This window comes from Streptomyces adelaidensis (assembly GCF_016598475.1).
GTDB classification, from domain to species: domain Bacteria; phylum Actinomycetota; class Actinomycetes; order Streptomycetales; family Streptomycetaceae; genus Streptomyces; species Streptomyces adelaidensis.
This window is the reverse complement of sequence record NZ_JAEMUX010000038.1, coordinates 1-17368: the sequence shown is the minus strand read 5'-3', so window position 1 is coordinate 17368 and position 17368 is coordinate 1. Positions and strand designations below refer to the sequence as shown.

12 protein-coding genes and 2 pseudogenes are annotated in these 17368 nt (G+C 70.7%); 9 read left to right on the top strand and 5 right to left on the bottom strand.

The window, feature by feature from the left end; translation table 11 throughout:
* Window positions 1–66: 66 nt before the first annotated feature.
* The 7 genes from I8N67_RS22135 to I8N67_RS22105 all read left to right on the top strand — a co-directional run bounded on the left by I8N67_RS22135 (window position 67) and on the right by I8N67_RS22105 (window position 7390).
* A complete protein-coding gene (locus tag I8N67_RS22135) occupies window positions 67–1527 on the top strand; it encodes a vWA domain-containing protein (protein ID WP_307835318.1) in 1461 nt (486 codons plus the stop codon).
* On the top strand, window positions 1524–2441 hold the full coding sequence (locus I8N67_RS22130; RefSeq protein ID WP_200304913.1) for a GlnX family signal transduction membrane protein: 918 nt from the start codon (window positions 1524–1526) through the stop codon (window positions 2439–2441). The genes I8N67_RS22135 and I8N67_RS22130 overlap by 4 nt, the downstream gene beginning before the upstream one ends.
* On the top strand, window positions 2438–3682 hold the full coding sequence (locus I8N67_RS22125; RefSeq protein WP_200304912.1) for an ABC transporter substrate-binding protein: 1245 nt from the start codon (window positions 2438–2440) through the stop codon (window positions 3680–3682). The genes I8N67_RS22130 and I8N67_RS22125 overlap by 4 nt, the downstream gene beginning before the upstream one ends.
* Window positions 3683–3915: 233 nt before the next feature.
* Window positions 3916–4551 (top strand): DUF4232 domain-containing protein, encoded by a 636-nt coding sequence (locus tag I8N67_RS22120; protein WP_200304911.1) that lies wholly within the window; start codon window positions 3916–3918, stop codon window positions 4549–4551.
* Window positions 4552–4747: 196 nt separating this feature from the next.
* A complete protein-coding gene (locus tag I8N67_RS22115; protein WP_200304910.1) occupies window positions 4748–4957 on the top strand; it encodes a hypothetical protein in 210 nt (69 codons plus the stop codon).
* 121 nt (window positions 4958–5078) lie between these two features.
* Complete coding sequence (locus I8N67_RS22110) at window positions 5079–5675, top strand: DUF2637 domain-containing protein (protein ID WP_307835317.1); 597 nt, start codon at window positions 5079–5081, stop codon at window positions 5673–5675.
* Between the two features lie 494 nt (window positions 5676–6169).
* Window positions 6170–7390 carry a glycosyltransferase family protein gene (locus tag I8N67_RS22105; protein ID WP_200304908.1) on the top strand — a complete coding sequence of 407 codons (1221 nt, stop codon included), beginning with the start codon at window positions 6170–6172 and terminating at the stop codon, window positions 7388–7390.
* Between the two features lie 35 nt (window positions 7391–7425).
* On the opposite strand, the gene I8N67_RS22100 is transcribed toward I8N67_RS22105, so the two are convergent.
* The 3 genes and pseudogenes from I8N67_RS22100 to I8N67_RS22090 form a co-directional block, all read right to left on the bottom strand.
* Window positions 7426–8286 (bottom strand): glycoside hydrolase family 16 protein, encoded by an 861-nt coding sequence (locus I8N67_RS22100; RefSeq protein WP_234046092.1) that lies wholly within the window; start codon window positions 8284–8286, stop codon window positions 7426–7428.
* A 255-nt stretch (window positions 8287–8541) separates the two neighbouring features.
* Window positions 8542–8841: pseudogene (locus I8N67_RS22095) on the bottom strand (DUF1731 domain-containing protein); the annotation flags it as partial.
* 849 nt (window positions 8842–9690) lie between these two features.
* Window positions 9691–10557 (bottom strand): SCO6745 family protein, encoded by an 867-nt coding sequence (locus tag I8N67_RS22090; protein WP_200304906.1) that lies wholly within the window; start codon window positions 10555–10557, stop codon window positions 9691–9693.
* Between I8N67_RS22090 and I8N67_RS22085 the strand changes: the two are divergent.
* A pseudogene (locus I8N67_RS22085) lies at window positions 10541–10666 on the top strand (LuxR C-terminal-related transcriptional regulator); the annotation flags it as partial. The gene I8N67_RS22090 and the pseudogene I8N67_RS22085 overlap by 17 nt on opposite strands.
* Window positions 10667–10806: 140 nt before the next feature.
* Here the strand turns inward: I8N67_RS22085 and I8N67_RS22080 are convergent.
* Complete coding sequence (locus I8N67_RS22080; protein ID WP_200304905.1) at window positions 10807–12798, bottom strand: SGNH/GDSL hydrolase family protein; 1992 nt, start codon at window positions 12796–12798, stop codon at window positions 10807–10809.
* 223 nt (window positions 12799–13021) lie between these two features.
* Between I8N67_RS22080 and I8N67_RS22075 the strand changes: the two genes are divergently transcribed.
* Complete coding sequence (locus I8N67_RS22075; protein ID WP_307835316.1) at window positions 13022–15532, top strand: NB-ARC domain-containing protein; 2511 nt, start codon at window positions 13022–13024, stop codon at window positions 15530–15532.
* Window positions 15533–15568: 36 nt separating this feature from the next.
* Here the strand turns inward: I8N67_RS22075 and I8N67_RS22070 are convergent, their stop codons facing one another.
* Window positions 15569–17287, bottom strand: a complete 1719-nt coding sequence (locus tag I8N67_RS22070; RefSeq protein ID WP_307835315.1) for a hypothetical protein — start codon at window positions 17285–17287, stop codon at window positions 15569–15571.
* Window positions 17288–17368: the final 81 nt, after the last annotated feature.

The following is a 17368-nucleotide window of genomic DNA, read 5'->3' as shown; positions in this document are numbered from 1 at the left end:
GACAGGGACACAGGGGCATCCGTGAACGGTCACGCACAGGGCATGCACGCGACGGGAGGTGGGGCGGTGGGGAACGCCGCGGTCGACCTGGAGATCAGCCAGTGGAAGTACCTGTCCGCCGAGGCGCGTGAGCCGCAGATGCACGCCATCCTGACCGTCCGGGCCGACGGCACGGCGAACGGCGGCGGCCGTGCGGGCCCGGTGCTCGCCCAGATCCTGGTCGTGGACTGCTCCAGCTCGATGGCCTATCCGCAGGAGAAGCTCCGTGCCGCCCACCAGGCGGCCGTGGCGGCGCTGCGGATGCTGCCCGACGGCACCCCTTTCGCGGTGGTCCGGGGCACCCAGTCGGCGACCATGGTCTATCCGAGGACCGAGACCATGGCCCGCGCGGACGCTCGTCATCGGGCGGCCGCCGAGCAGGCCGTGCACCGTCTGATCGCGGGAGGCGGCACCTGCATCGGCAGCTGGCTCGACCTGTCCCGGCGGCTGCTGACGGAGCAGGACGAGCCCATCGGGCACGTCCTCCTGCTGACCGACGGGAAGAACCAGCACGACGAGATGATGCCGCTCTCGGACGTGCTGGAGGCGTGTGCCGGCCGTTTCGTGTGCGACGCCTGGGGCATCGGCGACGGCTGGGACGCCCGGGAGCTTCTGCGCGTCACCAGCCGCCTGCACGGCGAGACCTCCTCGGTCAAGGAGGAGACGGCGCTTGCGCAGGAGTACGAGCAGGTGATGCGACGCCTCCTCGCCAAGAGCATTCCCGAGCTGGCGATCTCGGTGACCCCCATGGCCGGGGCCGAGGTGCGCTACCTCAAGCAGGTCTTCCCGACCGAGGTGGAACTCGCTCCCGACGACGCGGGGCGGAGCGACGAGGTACGGCGGAGCGCCGGGGCGCGGCGGTTCGTCACCCGCGCGTGGGGCGACGAGACCCGCCGCTACCAGCTGTGCCTGTCCGCCGACCCCACCGGGCGGCCTCGCGGCGAGGACATGCAACTCGCGGTGGTGGACCTCGACGTGCCGGGCGACGGCCGCGTACGGCTGCCGTCGCCCCAGCCGTGCGTCGTGCACTGGACCGACGACCCGGCCCTGTCCCGCCACACCGACATCCAGGTCGAGCACTTCGAGCAGTACCGCAGGCTCGGCGAAGCCGTCGCCGCCGCCACCGACGCCCACCGCCGCGGCGACCGTGACCTGGCGGAACAACACCTGGGCCGGGCCGCGCACCTCGCCCATGCCATCGGCGCCGACCAGTTGCTCGGCCGACTGGAAGAGCTCGTGGAGATCGTCGACGCCGCAGCCGGACGGGTCAGGATCCGTCCCGGCGTGGCGGCGGTCGACTTCGAGCATCTGATCGCCGCCGGCAGCCACAGCACGTACGGCCCCGAGTCGGGCTCCGCCGACGGCACGCACATCGGCGGAGCGGCCACGGCCACCAGGCCGTGCCCGGCCTGTCACGAGGAAATACCGGCGGACGCGCGCTTCTGCAACCGTCCCGAATGCGGTCACCGCCTCCGGGAGGGGCCGTGAGCACCACCGGACGGGACCTGACCCGCAGACTGGGGCTGCTGCTGGCTCTCGGGGCAGCCGCCACCCTCGTACTGTTCGTCGCCTACCGGGGTGTGCACGACGACACCGTCCCGCTGGCGTCGTCCAGCACGCCGGGGATCCTGGCCGTGGACACCGCGAAGAACGCGCTGCAACAGGCGCACAGGGTCGTCGACGGGAGCGGCCCGACAGGCGATACGACGGGTGACACGACCGGTGAGTTCCACACCCAGATCTCGGTCGCCCACCAGAGCATCGCCGTCGCGGCCTCGGAGAACGTCACCGGCCCGGCGGACCGTCACACCCTGCAGACCGTCACCGGTCTGATCACCGTCTACTCGGCCTGGGTGGAGCGGGCCGGGCAGGAGCCGAAAGCGGTGCTGCGCGGGGCCTATCTGCACTACGCGGAACAGGGCCGGAACGACATCCTCGACCGCCTCGACGACCTGCGCAACGAGCAACTGGAGGTCGCCCGGGGGCAGGCGTCCTTCCCCTGGCCGCTGTGGCTGGGCTGGGGCGCGGCCCTGGTGTTGGGCCTCGCCCTGTGCGCGGCGCTGGTGGAGGCGCAGTGGTTCTCGCGTCGCCGCTTCCACCACGCCGTGCACCCTCCCCTGCTCGCCGCCACGGTCCTGTGCGCCGCCGGGGTGGCGGTCCTCGGCTGGTTCACCGTGCGGGCGCACAGGGCGATGGGCGACTCGCTCGCCGAGCTCCGCGAGACCCGGGGCGCCGACGAGATCCCCGAAGCCGGAGCGAACGTGGAGCGGTACCTGGCGGACGCCGGTTTCTGGGCGTCACTGTCCGAATGGGTCCTTTTCGGAGGGGTGTTGCTGATGACGTTGACGTTGGTGGGGCTGTGGCCGCGTATCTCCGAGTACCGGTTCCGGGTGCCGCGATGAGACGACCACGACCCCGGACCCTCGGCATCGTCTGTGTCTGTCTGGTCCTGCTCGTGGCGGGGGTGGTCGCGGGTGTGCGGTGGGCGCGGGGCTGGACGGGAACGGTCACCGTTCTCGCCAACTGGAGCGGCGGCGAGAGGGAACAGTTCGAGCGGGCCGTCCGACGGTTCGAGGAGGAGCAGCGCATCGACGTCGTCTACCAGGGCAGCTCCGCCCTGAGCCAGGTACTGGCCGCCGATGTGGCCGCCGGTACGCAACCCGACGTCGCCGTGCTGCCCGGGCCCGGCGAACTGATGGCCTACGCGGCCGAGGGCAGACTCCAGCCGCTGGACGGCCTGTTCGAAGCCGGTGACTACGACCGCGTCTGGGTGCCGAAAGTGGCGGGCGAGGACGGCCGGCAAGGCACGTACTGGCTGCCGATAAAGACCGGCCTGAAGAGCATGGTGTGGCACGCGGGAGATCTGCCGAAGGACGAGATGTCCGAGGCTACCGATATCGCTGACATCACCGAGATCGCCGGCGAACCCGGCCGCTGGTGCGTGGCCATGGAGTCCGGTGCGACCTCCGGCTGGCCGGGCACGGACTGGGTGGAGGACATCCTCCTGCAGCAGGCCGGCCCGCAGGTCTACGAGCGGTGGGCGACCGGCGACCTCAGCTGGACGGACGACCGGGTACGGAAGGCATGGGAGACCTGGGGCGACCTGGTGGGCGCGGGCGACGGCGAGCGCGTCGAGCGCATGCTGGAGGACGCCTACGACCAGGACTGCTCGCGACAGCGGCTGGAGCACCAGGGGTCGTTCCGCGGCACCGCCTGGAAGCTCGTCGACGGTGACTTCGTGCACTCCGCCGAGGTGATCCCGGGCGCTCGGCCGGACTCCGACCACTGGGAGGTCTCCGGTGACCTCGCGGCGATGCTGAACGCCACCGAGGAGGCCAGGAAGCTGATCCGCTTCCTGGCCGATCCCGGTACGGGGCTGCCGGACTTCACGGCCAACAAGAAGGCCGCCTCACCGGACAGCGACGAGGACCCCATGAAGCGGAAGATCGGTACGATCCTGCACGGCTCGGAGCAGAAGCTCTGCTGGGACGCCTCGGACACCATGCCTCCGGCCCTGCGCAACGCCTTCCACCAGGCGGTCCTGCACTTCCTCGTCTCGCCCGACGAACTGGAGGACCAGTTACGGGGCCTCGAAGCCCTGCGCGACGGCCGGGGCCCGACACTCCCTGTCTGCGGGGGCTGAGCCTTCCGGCACCGTGTGTTGGTGATCTTCACCTCGCCGGTGAAGCGGCATGAGCCTGGAACGGCACCTCCGCAGCCGTGTTCCGGACCAGAGGCGGCGAGGCTGCGAGGGCCCGGGATCATGCGGCGACCGTGGTGGATTCGGCAAGGCTCCGTCACAAGGCTGTGAAACTCCCGTGGGAACTTGTGCTTCGTCAGCACACTCCGTGCTGCCCATTCGGGGGGAACATCGCCATGAGTACTGTTCGCGGAGCCGTCATCGCCCTCGCCGTCGTATCCGCCCTGGCTCTCACTGCCTGTGGCCCCGCCGAGGACGACACGGCGGGCGGGGCCACAGGCAGTGAGAGCCCGACGGAGTCCGTGGCGCCGTCGAAGTCGCCGACGCTGACGCCGTCGGCGTCCGCGGGCGAGGGCTCGCCCGGCGGCGGGGACACCTCGTCGCCCGACCCCGACTACGACGTCTTTCCCTGCAGCACCTACGACGTGAAGTTCACCGCGAGCCTGGCGGAATCCACGACCAGCAGTTACCTACTGAAGATCACCAACAAGGGAACCAAGGCGTGCAGGGCCCTGGGCCACCCGGTCGTGACCTTCGGCGGTCTGGACGGGCAGGCCACGGAGCGGGGCAAGGCTCCCGGTATCGAGGACGCGATCAGGCTGGAGCCGGGCGAGTCGGCCTACGCCGGGCTCATGGGCGGTGTCGACGACGGAACGGGGAAGACCGTCGACTCGGTCGAAATGACCATGAACACCGAGTCCGACCTGGAGCAGACGCCACTCAAGGCATCGACTCCCGGTCTGTACGTCTCGCCCGACAAGAACTCGGTGACGGCGTGGGTGACCAACGCGGAGGACGCGCTCAGCCTGTAGCCGCGATGACGCCGAGTGGTGTGTTTAATTCCAGTATTCTCGGAGTTTAATTTCCTACACATTAATAATTCCGCCGACCATACTCTGTTCTCCGGTGCCTCAAATTCCCCCTTCGGTGATGGATATTTCCCTGAATGACCGACACCTCGCCCCCCGTGACGCTCGTTAGGTGGCTGTGACGTGGATGGAAAGAAGCGTGATCGAGAATCATCCTGCTGAACACTGTTCAGACCTGCTCGATGATTTTCTGAAAAAGATCAGTCAGATGGAAGGCGAGTACCTTCGGGCCATGGCGGAGCGCTGCGGCAGCTCCTCCCCCATGGGGGCGTGGCCGGGGAATCGCGTACTGGAGGGAGTCCTGGACCAGGGTATGGAGGGGTTGTCGGATGGACAGGTTTCACGATGAAGCCGACTTCTACGACCTTCAGTTCGCCCTGAGAGCCGAAAACGACACGCAGAGTACGCACCCTTTCGATGTCGGATCGCTGGAGGCGCCACAGGGCTGGGACCTCCCTGGACCGCGCACCGTGCCGGACAGCTGGGACCCGGCCGAGGAACTGGCCCAACTGCTGTCCACCGCCGCCGAAGTGGTCCCGGACGCCGACCCGCTGGACGGGCCGCCCCGCCGGCGCAGTCGACGGCGGGGCCGCACGGAATCGCACTCCGGTGACGACAGGCGTCGTATCACCCATGTCACGATCTTGATCGTGATGATCGCGGTATGCGCGGTCGCCATGCTGGGATGGTCCATCGCCTATTCCTATGACCAACTGCGTACGGCCGCTTCGTCGGTGCTTCCCGCGCGGTTGGCCGGTTGGTGGCCGCTCACCGTGTACGGGCCGTGGTTCGTGGCGGCGCTGTCCATCCTGAGGGCAACCGTTCAAAACCGGACCGCTGTGCGGTCCTGGTGCGTCATCCTGGCCGCTTCCGCCATGGCGGTGGCCCTGAGTGTCACGCACTCATCACACACTCTGCTTTCGCTGGTGATCGTCGGGATTCCGCCGATCACCGCCCTGGTCTGTTTCTGGGAACTCGTCGGCCAGGTCCCGTCGAAGATCCGGCCCAGGCATGCCCTGCACGCGCAGAAGCATTCCAAGCCGCGAAATCCGTACGGCACCCCGTGAACCCGAGGCGCCATGGGAAGCGGAAGCGGGGTGTGCTCCGGCTTGTCGTCACCGCCCGAACCGCCGGTCCTGAGCTGAGCGAGACGTCACGGGCGGGGCCGGGACGTCGCCCGATCGCCGAGGACGAACGATCTCCGCCAGTGCCGCGGGCAAAGCGGGAGCGTGCGGCTTCGCGCCCATTTCCTCGACGCGGTCGTGGACCGAGGTGTGCTGCGGCCGGTGTCGGCGGCGACCCGGCTGTCGTCGAGGCCGATGACCGCCGGCGTCGTCCGGACGCCGGGCCCCGCATGTCGTGGCGCCGTCAGCGCGCCGGCCGTCATGCGGTCCATGAGGTCATCGCGAAGTCCGCAGGAGTGGCGCCGGAGGTGGGCGGGCGGCGGAAGCGGGAGCGGTCGGCCAGGGGGTGGCCCGCTTCAGGCCCACGTCGGCGTGTACGTTGACACCTGGTCATCGCCACACTTCGACGGCGCCAACTGGGCGCGGGGGAAACGAACATGGCACGCGTCGCCGTCATCACCGCGCCGAACATCGGGTACCGCAACACGGGAATGTTGACCGTCGACCTGGCGTTCGAATCCCTGCGGCGGCGTATGGGGAACGCGATCGACCCCACCTGGTACACCCTTCATCCGCCGGAGACCGTGCCACTGCGTGAGGGTGCGCGGGGCATCGATTTCCCGTTCCGCTTCCATCCGCTGGCCGAGCACCTCGACGCGCTCCGTGACCATGACGCGGTCGTCTTCTGGGGCGATTTCCTTCACACCCGGCACTATCTGGCACAGGACGCGACGAATCGCCTGCTCGACTTCGGCATGGCCGAGGACCGTGACGCCGCCCGAGCCGTGCTGAACAGAACCCTGCTGCTCGCGGATCAGCCGGACGAGCTTCTCGCGCGGACCCTCAGCTACGGGGGAACGATTCTGCACAACACGCAGTCCGACTATGAGGACAAGGAATACGGTCCGCTGTTCTCACGCCTCGTGACGGGAAGCCACCGGGTCTGGATGCGTGACCCGCTCTCGGCGGCCAAGGTCGCGCACTTACGCGGGGACCGTACGACCGAATACTTCGGTTCGGACGCGGCGCTGCTGTCCCGCCCGGGCGACCTCGACCACCTCCCGACCACAAAGTGGTTCCAAGACGTCCCGGACGGCGGTGCGATCGGTGTGTTCCTCGGCGCCCGCGCCAAAATCCCCGGCTGGCTGCCAGCCTTCTGCGACAACCTTTCCGATCGCTTCGGAGCCCCGCTCGAATGGCTGCCTTGGTTCGACCGGGACATCCCTTCCCCGGCCGGCCACATCGCGGCACGCCCGGGTGACCCCACCCTCGGCGACCTGTTGAGTGTCCTCTCCCGATACCGGCTGGTCATCACGGACACGTACCACCTGTGTGTCAACGCATGGGGGGCCGGTACCCCGGTGCTGTGTGTCGGCGCCCCCGAACCCGTCCCGACGACCGACGACGACTACCTGACGCTGAGCGATGTGAAGAAGCATGTGTTCCACATGGCTTACGACGCGACGGACTTCTACCTCTCCTCCCTCCCCGACACCCGGGAAGCCCACGAGCGCCGCACCGATTTGCTCGTATCCCTCGTGGAAGGCGGCGGAGCGGATGCCGTCGCCGCGCGGATACGCGACCACGCGGAGCATTCGGAGACCGCCTTCGCCGAGACACTCACCTCGTTGCTGCGCACGACCCGTTCCACTCGTTGAATCCGGGTGACGCCTGAGTTTCGGCCGGCCGCGCGTCACTTCCAGCCGTACGCGTAGACGGCGACCCAGGTGATGTCGAGCTGGGCGCTGCTGCCCGGAGCCGCGCCCGGTCCCTGTAGGGCGCTTTCGTTCTGCAGTACCCAGGACAGGGGCTGGTCCGGCACATCGCGGGTGTCGTGCCCTGTCTGGCGGCCGTCCACGAAGAACCGCACGTGTCCGGGCGTCCACTCCGTCGAGACGGTGTGCCACCTGGTCCATTCGTCGCTCCCCGGGAAGTAGCCCTGCTCGCCTCCACCGCACGGATGATGGAAGGCGGTGAGATCGCCCGTCCACTCGCCCTCGGGATGGTCCATCTCGCAGCTCCCGCCGTAGTGCAGCCAAGCGGACTTGTAGCCCGGAGCCAGCTTCGTCACCTTGATACGGGCGCTGTACTTGCCGTACTTCATCTGCATGACGGCACGGGGTACCACTGCGGCAGCATGCACGGGACCTCCGTCGGCGGGCCGCCACATCCGGATGTACATCCTTCCGTCGCCGTTCTCCGCAGGGCCCACGCTCACGGTGTCCTCCGGGTGGTAGACGCCCACGACGTCCCGGTCCCGGTCGTTGGCCGTGTCGCGCCACCCGGTGGGATAAGCCCACCAGTTGTCGCGATACATGCCGCTCAGGCCCCCGCAGTACGCGGCGGACGTATCGACGCGGTGGTCGCAGTCGCTGAACGCTCCCAGCGGCACCCGGTCACCGTTGAAGTCCTCCGCGAGGACCTGCCAGAAGGGCCCGCAGTCGCCGCGGGGCAGTCCGGTGCCGGTGGCACCGCAGGCGTCGGCCGACACGGGCGCCCCCTCGGCGCGGGGGACGCCGAGGAGCACGGCCAGAAGCATGAGCCCTATGGCCATGGGCGCCGCCGGTGCGCGTCTGCGACGGTTGGGCAAGGGCAGTGCGTGTCTGCGGCGCTGACGGTTCGGTGCCACGTGCGAACCCATCGGAACGACCCCTCCGATCCACGGTGGTGTGTCGTGCGAGGGAGCATCCTTGCCGTACGGCCGGTGCGGCACCATCCCCGGAACAGGTCGCCTGTCGGACTGTGGCGTTCCGCCGGACTGTAGTACTCCGCTCTCGCGGTCACGCGGCGGCCGCTCGGCCGGGCCGGTTCAGTCGCGTCGGTCCCGCACGCGCCGTACGAGATCGCCAGCGGCTTCCGGCCAGCCGGGGTGGTCGAAGGTGAAGCCGGCCTCGAGCAGGCGGCCGGGGACGACGCGGCGGCTTTTCAGGAGCAGCTCGGTGTCCGTGCGCAGGACGAGGGCGCCGATCTCGGCCATCCACTTCGTCGCGGGCAGCCCGACGGGGATGCCCCGTGCGGCGCGCAGGGCGCGCATGAGTTCGCGTTGCGGCAGGGGCGCGGGAGCGGCGAGATTCACCGGGCCGGCGACATCGTCCCGGTCGATCAGGAACCCGCACCGCCAGGGTCTGTTCCAGTCCGCGGGCGGCCTGCATGACGGCGTCGACCGTCCGGTCGCCCAGCCCGACGGACTGACGGACCGCGCCGTACATGACCGCCCGCACCGTCCGGTTCACCACCACCGGTGCCGCTATGACGGCATGGATACCCTCCGCGGCGACCATGAAGTCGTAGTGATGGCTGATCCGCTTGGAGTTCGCGTAGTCATTGACAGCGATGGGCCGGTGCAGGGCGACCGCTTTGCCGCCGAGCCCCATGCCGAAACCCAGCGTCAGCCCGAACAGGGCACCGGTGGCGTTCCCGGTGAACTCGGTGAGCTGCGCGTGCCGCCCTCTGACCACGACGCCACCGAAGGCGAGATCCACGCCGGTGGAGTCCCGCAACGCCGTGATCGCACGCCTGACCTGGCGGTCGTCGTCCGAAGTGGGGGGAGATTTCGCTGTCATACGGCTTCCTTGGTGTACCTGGGGCCTGTCCGCGCCCCTGCCCGACAACTGCGCGGGCTTCGTGCGGGAGTCGTGCCGTTGTCGCTGCGAGCGTGGGTGGCGAACGGTGTGGTGAATGCCGCACCGGCCGCTGCACGCGGTTGCTCATGGTGTGCGGGAGTGCCAGGGCGGCCGTGTCCAGGACGACCCCGGTCCGTTCCTTGTCCGTGGCGTCGTCTCCGGACAGCCGGACCGTGTGGTTGCCGACGAAGTGCGTGGTGACGACGCATGGCGCCGGCACGGATCGGTCGAGGCACCGAGGGCGTACGGGACCGGGGTGCCCGGGTCGTTCGGGTGGGTCACGTGTTCCGCCGGGCGGGTGGGTGGGGGTGTCGTCCTCCTGCGCGGCACGGGAGTCAGTCGTCGAAGGCCTTCGCGGCCACGGGTAAGGGAATTCCGAGCCCGTGGACGATGCGTTCGCTGATCGGCTGGAGCAGCGCGTACAGCCGGTCCGTGCCCTGGGTGCCGTGTGGGCCGTGTGCGTCGAGGGCGTTCCAGGGCGGCGCGGCGAGACGGTCGGTGTATTCCTCCACCCGGTCGCGGGCCGCGCGGCCCCCGACCGTGAGTTCCCCGGCCTGGTCCAGCAGTCCGCGCTCGCGCAGTCGCCGCTGGCCGGCGGCCCACTCCTCGTCCGTCCAGCCACGGCGCGCCTGGATGCTCTCGCGGACCTCGCCCCCGGCCGCGGTGATCGTCACAAGCGCCTCGACCCCGTCGAATCCGGCATGCGTCAGGGCGGCGACGTGCCCGTCGCCCCGGTGCTCGCGCAGGGTGGTCGCCGCCTGCCACAGCGCCAGGTGGGGCGGCGCCGGGAGCTCCAGAGCGGAGTTGGCCGCGCAGAGCGGCCGGCCCGGGGCGCCGCAGGCGGAGGCGGCGGTCGCAGCGAGCGACGCGGCCTCGGCGAGCTCCGGACCGTCGACCGCGTCGCCCAGCAGCGAGCGCAGCGCCGCGTCCACGCCGGCCAGCCGAGCGGCCACCGCCTCCTCGGGGGTCACCGTCTCCCATACGGAGGGAATCGCCTGTGCGACCAGGCTCGGCTTGAAGTGGTGGAAGAGAGCGGTGACCACGGCCGCCGGGACACGGCCGAGCGGGGCGGCGCGTCCGGCGAAGTAGCAGCGCCAGCCGCCCTTGAGGCCGATGTCCCCGAACGCCTCCCGCACCTGGGGCGCGTAATGGAGCACCGCGTGGTACGGCTCAAGGAGGTCACTCTCCGACCGGCTCGACATCGGCCTGGAGACCGTGAAGGGCTATCTGCGCTCGGTGATGCGCAAGCTCGGCACCCGCACCCGTTTCGAAGCCGTCACGGCGGCCCGCCGGACGGGACTGCTGCCGTGAGAGGCTGCCCGCACCCGGACCGGCGAGCGGTGGGTGCGGACAGCGCATGTACGGGTCGTCACATGGTGGGCGGAGCCGGAGCCGGAGCCGGGGGCCGGGGACGGACGTCGGAGCCCGTGCCTGCGCCGGTCAGCCGCCGGTCAGCCCCCGATCCTGGCGGCGATGACCGGCGCGAGGCGGTCGGCGATGGCGCGGTGGCCCTGGTCGTTGGGGTGGACCGAGTCGGTGAGGTCGCCGGAGGCCAGCCAGCCCGTGGTGTCGACGAAGGAGACCCGGGAGTCACCGCCCTCGGTCGCCACCCGGACGGCCGCCTCGGTCTGCGGGACATACCGTCCGCGGAAGGTCTCCAACGCGAAGATCCATGCCTGTGGATGGGCGGCACGGACCTTGCGCAGCAGGCTGCTGTAGGCCGACTGGAACTGCGCCGAACTCACCCCGTGCCCCACGTCGTTGGTGCCGAGATTGATGACGACCGCGTCGGCCCGGTAGCGGGAGGCGTCCCAGTCGGGGGTCGCCGCGTTGGGGTTGAGCTTGGTGAACTGCCGCTCCAGGCCCACACAGCCGTCCGCCGCGGCGACGAGACAGGCGCCACCCTGGGCGATCTGCGTGTGCTCGGTGCCCAGCCGCTCCCCGATCAGCCACCCGTAGGCGGTACGGGCGTTCTGCGAGGTCGTCGTGCCCACGGTGATCGAGTCGCCGACGAACTCGATCAGCCTGCCCGGCGCGGACGGTGCGAAGGTGGTCGCCCCGCTGTCGAGGACCAGGCCCTGGAAGACGGCGTCGCCACGGTAGGAGCCCGCGACCACCTGGTAGGTGACCTGGAGCGTGTGACGGCCGGCCGACAGAGCGGTCGGAGTCAGGTTCACCGTCCCCTTGACGTCGTCGTAGAACTTCACGGGCCCGTCGTCGATCCGCGCCCAGAAGTCGATCGTGCCGCGCTGCTTCAACTGGACCGTCCGGCCGGTGAACCCGACGCGGTAGTACGCGCCCGCCCAGTAGGGCGTGTACGCGGTGGTGGAGGCGGCCGTGTCCCAGCGTCCGACGAACTTGATGTTCGGGTCGCCGGGCTGGCCGGGGGCCGCGGCCTCGACGGAACGGGTGGTGTTGCCGTTCAGGGCGGCGCTGATCACGGGGGCCAGGCGGGCCGCGAACTTGGTGTGGCCGGCCTCGTTGGGGTGCCCGTTGCCGTCCTCGTAGTCGGTGCCGTCGGTGAGCCAGCCGGTCGTGTCGACGTAGCGGACCCGTGTGTCACCGGCGCCGGTGCGCGCGGCGACGGCGGCCCTGGTCTCGGTGACGTACCGCTTCTTGAGGGTCTGCACCGCGAAGAGGACCGCGTCCGGGTACTTGGCGCGGATGTCGCGCAGGAAGGCGGTGTACGCCGCCTGGAACGCGGCGCCGGACACGCCGTGTCCGATGTCGTTGGTGCCGAGGTTGACGACGACCGCGCTCGCCCGATAGCGGGAGAAGTCCCAGTCCGTGCCACCGGAGCTGGCCGACTTGAAGAACTGGCCGCCCAGACCGGTGCATCCGGACTGCCCGACCAGGCAGTAGCCGGCCCGGGCGATCTGTGTGTGCCGCATCCCCAGCCGCTCACCGGTCTTCCAGGCGTACGAGTCCAGCGCCAGGCGGTCGGTGAGGGCGCCGGCGGTGATGGAGTCGCCGACGAACTCGATCAGGCCGGACGCCGCACTCGGCGCGACCGTTCGGGCACCGGAGTCCAGGACCAGGCCCTGGAAGACGGTGTCCCCGGAGCGGTAGGCGATCCGCAGAGTGTGGGTGCCCGACGGCAGAGGCTGGGGCGTGAGGTTCACGGTGCCGCGCACGCCCGCGTGGAACACGTCGGGGCCGCCGTCGATGCTCACGTAGAAGTTGACCGCGTCCCGGGCCTTCACCTTCACCGTGGTGCCGGTGAAGGAGGTCTGTACATACGCGCCGGTCCAGCCGGCCACGGCCGTCGTGCCCGAACTCGTGTCCCAGCGGCCGACATAGGCGAGGTGGGGGTCGGACACCGAGCCGTCGCCCGGCGCGGCATGGGCCCGGGTGACTCCGGCCAGGGACAGCAGACAGGCGACGAGGACGACTGTGAGGGTGGCCGCGATGCCTCGTGCGGCCATGTGGGGGGTGGTCTGCATGGGGATCCTTTCTCACCGGATGTGGGAGCGCTCCCAGACAGCCTTCCCACAGAAGCAGTGAAACGATTCACGGTCAAGAGGTCTGGCATGGTCATGACGCGAGACCCGTTGTCGGGGGAAGCGGACCCCGGACGCCCAGCGAGCCGGGCTGGGCAAGCGTTCAAGATCTCTCTACGGTTGGTGTCCGGCTGCCCTGCGGGGCTGGACGCGTGAAGGGGTCTGTGTGGAAGCCGAGTTGGCGGCACTTGCCGCATCGGGGGCGACGACGCTGGTCGGGCTGATGGTGTCGGAGTCGTGGGAGGGCGCGAAACGCGGACTGGCCCGGTTCTTCGGACGCCGGCCCTCGGGCGACGGCGTCGAGGGAGAACTCCAGGCGTCGAGCGAGGAGTTGGGCAGCGCACGGGCGGCGGGCGACGCGAGCACCCAGGCCGAGGTCCGAGCCCGCTGGCGGCAGCGGCTGGAGGAGGTGTTCCGGGACGATCCCGGTGCCGCCGCGGAACTGGCCGCACTGCTGTCCGAGCTGGCACCGGACGCGTCCCGCACCTTCGTCAACCTGGTCGCCGGGGGCGTCTACCACGGCCCGGCCTTCCACGGATCGCACATCCACGGTGACATCACCTTCAACGTCCCGTCGGCACCGCCGTCCTCGTCGGGCGTTCCCGCCAGACCCGACCAAGTCCCTTCCGTGACAGCCCCGTTCAGTAACCGGACAGCCGACCTGGCTGTGCTCGACAGGGCGCTCGGTGCGCGAGCCGGTGCCTCCGGATCCGTCGGTGTCGGCGTACTGCACGGGCTTCCGGGCGTCGGCAAGCGCACCATGGCCCGGCAGTGGGCGCACCAGGCCCAGGGGCTGTTCCCGGACGGACAGTTGTACGTGGACTACGCGGCCCTGCGTGCCCAGTTCGGGCAGGTGGCCGCCGCCGGCGGGGATGTGTCCGAGGCCCTCGCCATGTGTCTGAGGACGATGCTGGGCAGCGACGACGGCATTCCGGGTTCGCTCGCGGAGCGGACCAACCTGTACCGGTCCTGCTCGGCGAACCGGCGTTTCCTGCTGGTCCTCGACGACGTCGACCAGCCCGCACAGGTGCGGGCGCTGATCCCCAAGGGACCGGGCAGCGCCGTACTGGTCACGAGCCAGGGCCGGCTGGGTGAACTGGCCATGGACGGGGTCCGGTTGATCCCGGTCAGGCCGTTTGACGCGCACGGCGGGCTGGCGCTGCTGACGGACCGTCTCGGCGCGGAGGCGGTCGAGGCCGAACCACGGGCCGCGGAACGCCTGGTCGAGCTGTGCGGCGGACTGCCCGTCGCCCTGCAGATCGTGGCGGCGCGGCTGGCCGCCGAGGACGGCCTGACCATGGCGGCGCTGACCGCGGAGCTGGACGACGAGGCCGACCGGCTGGCCCGGATGACACTCGAAGGAGAGGAGTTCTCGGTGTCCGCTGTGCTGGGTTCCGCCTACCGGCTGCTGCCGCCCGATGCCGCCCGGCTCCACCGACTGCTCGGGTGGCTGCCGATCGGCACGTTCGACGCCGGCGTGGCCGCCGTCGCCGCGGACATCGACACCGGGATCGCGAAACGCCTGCTGGGCGTCCTGGCCAAGGCGAGCCTGGTGGAGGCCGTGGGCGACGGCCGGTACCGCATGCACGACCTCGTACGCCTGCACGCCCGGGAGTGTGCGGTGGCGGAGGAGCCGGCGAGCGAGGAGGCGGCCCTCACGGAACGGGTGGGCACGCACTACCTCGTCCTCACCGCGTTCGCCGACCGGGCGCTCAGGCGGGACCGGTTGCGCATCGCCGACCTGTCCGACCTGCTGCGGGACGCCACCGACCCTTTCGTGGCCGTCGGTGGCCCGCCCCCGCTGGACTGGCTCGACGTGGAGCGCCACGCCATCCTCGCGGTACTGCGTACGGCCGGCCGGCATGGGCTGCACACCCTGGTCTGGCGACTGGCCGAGGCGTTCACAGCCCTGTTCCTGCACCGTCGCTACCTCGGGGCCTGGAAGGAATCCCTGGAACTGGGTGCCGACGCGGCCGCGGCCGCCGCGGGCTCGGCCCAGACGGCGGGCGAGGTCGCGGAGGCCACCGCGGCCGAGGCCAGGCTCCGCAGCCTGTTGTCGCGCCCGCTGCTGGACCTCGGGGAGAACGACCGGGCGCGAGTGGAACTGGAGACCGCCGTGGCCCGTGCGGAGGCGGCCGGTCACCTCGTCCTGCGCGCCTCCGTGCAGGAGTTCCTCGGACGGTACCGGGACCTCTTCGAGCCGTCCCGCGCCGCCGAGGCGTACCGGTACTCCCTCGAACTCAACGCCCTCGCCGAGGAACCTCGCGGAGCGGCCATCGCCGCCTACTTCCTCGGCTGCGCCCTGGACGCCCGGGGCGACCACACGGAGGCCATGGTCACCCTGTGCCGGGCACGGCAGGACCTGGCGTCCGGCGCGGAGCCGGACCTGCGGATGGCCGCCCGGGTGACCGCCGCCATCGGCGTCGTACACAGCCATCTCGGCGGGACCGAGGACGCCATCCGCGAACTGCGCGAGGCGACCCGCGCGCTGCGCGAGCAGGAGGCCACCCACTACGAGGCACAGGCCCTCGTGCAGCTCGCCGACATCGCGGAACACGCGGGAGGACACGAGGCTCTCGTGCGTGACTCCCTCCGCCGGGCCGTCGAGATCCACGAGGCGACGGGCAACCGGCTGGCGGAGAGCCTCCGTCGTCGGCTGGAAGACCTCGACGGCTGATCCCGCCGGACGCGCCACGTGCGCCGGTCGGTCGCTTCAGCGCGACCAACCCGCCGGTGCGGCGGGGCGAAGACGCAGTACGACGTCCTCGTCCCGCGCCTCACCCACCCGTAGCGCCACCCTGGCGCCGTCCAGCGGATGCCCCGCCAGCAGACAGGCGTAGACGACGGCGGACGGCAGGCCGGGCTCCATCACCGGGCCCGTGGCCGTCGCCTCCACCACCCGGCCGTCCCTGAGCCCGACCAGCCAGCCGCCACCACGCACGGCCGACGCCGTGAGGAGGCTCCCGGGCAGCCGGTCCAGCGTGTCCCCGATCCAGCGCAGAGCGCCGACCGAGGTGGTCGCGGGCTGCCGTCGGACGACCACCGAGGCGCTCTCGAACAGCCGGTGGTCGCGCTCGTCGTCCGTACACGCCAGGTGGGTGAAGGAGGCGGCCGAGTCCGGTCGTGCCGCGGCGTACGCCGAGACGGCCGACGGGAAGCGGTGCACGGTGACGGCCGGTTCCCCGCCGTCCAGCGTGACATCGGTGGTGACGTGCCATGAATTCACCGGCGAGGCGGGCGGGTCCGCCGCCGGGAGCAGCAGGGTGGGCGGTGGCGCGGACGACGGCTCCGGGAGCCTCAGCAGGCGGTAGAGGGCGGTGCGGAGCCGGGCGAGGGCCTGGCCCGGTTCGGCGAAGGCCTGCTCGGCGACCGCCGCGTACCGCTCGGGAGTGTGTTCACGTGTGACCTTCTCGATCTGCTGCGGCAGCGGCCCGCGTGGATCGAGCCGGGGTGTCACGGCCGCCATGTCGTGCACGGCCGTTCCCGGCACCGCGTCCTCGCCGAACGCGGCCAACAGCACCGGCGTGCCGGCCGACGCGCCGTACAGCGTCACCGATCCGTGGTCGCCCACGAGGACGTCCGCCGCCACCAGCGCGGGCCGCCAGGCGTGCACCGGCGGCATCAGCAGCAGGCCCGCGTCCAGGGCGGCGGCCTGCAGTGTCCGGACCTGCCATGCCCCATGGGCCGACCACACATTGGGGTGCAGGATCGCGCCGACCCGGTACTCGTCGCAGGGCAACCGCGCGAGGAGCCGGGGGAGTAGGTCAGGGTGGCTGCCCAGCAGCGAAGTGGGTCCCCAGGTCGAACTGACCATGACCAGCCGCTGATGATCCTCGACACCCAGCGCCCGCCGGTACGCCTCCCGGCGTGACCGGCTGCCGACGAGCTCGTCGAAGCATGGGTCGCCGACCAGCAGGGTCCGTCCCGCGGCCTTCGGATGGGCCGTGAGCAACTGCTCCTCCTGCGCCGGGTGCGAGACGGCCAGCCAGGCACGTCCCGTCTCCAGCAGCGAGTCCGGTACGACACCGGAGAGCCTGTCCCGCGCGCTCCGCGAGTCCGGGACGAACTTCTGGAAGCCCACGCCGTGCGGCAGCACCAGCACCGGGCAGTCGCCCTCCGGTACGCCGATGTTCTCGCTGGCGGACAGGATCAGATCGGGGGAGACGTCCCCCAGCTGCTCCCAGGGCATGACCCGGCAGCCCGTGTCGCGGAGGAGTTCGAGCACGCCGGCGTCGAACGCGGACGTGGGGTCGTGGGCGAAGACGACGGTCACCCGGCCGTCGCCCCGGAGCAGGGCGGGCAGCGTTTCGAGCACCCGTACGGTCGAGGTGACCGTACGGGCCGCGACGACCAGCGTTCGTTCGCCGTGGAAGGTGCTCCACCGATGCGCGTCGTGCCCTACCGGCACCCGGAGCGGCTGACTACCGAACACGGCAGCCGTCCCTGATAACAACCCGGCCTCCCGCGCCGGTCAGCGGCTCGCGGCTCGCGGCTCGCGGCTCGCGGCTCGCGG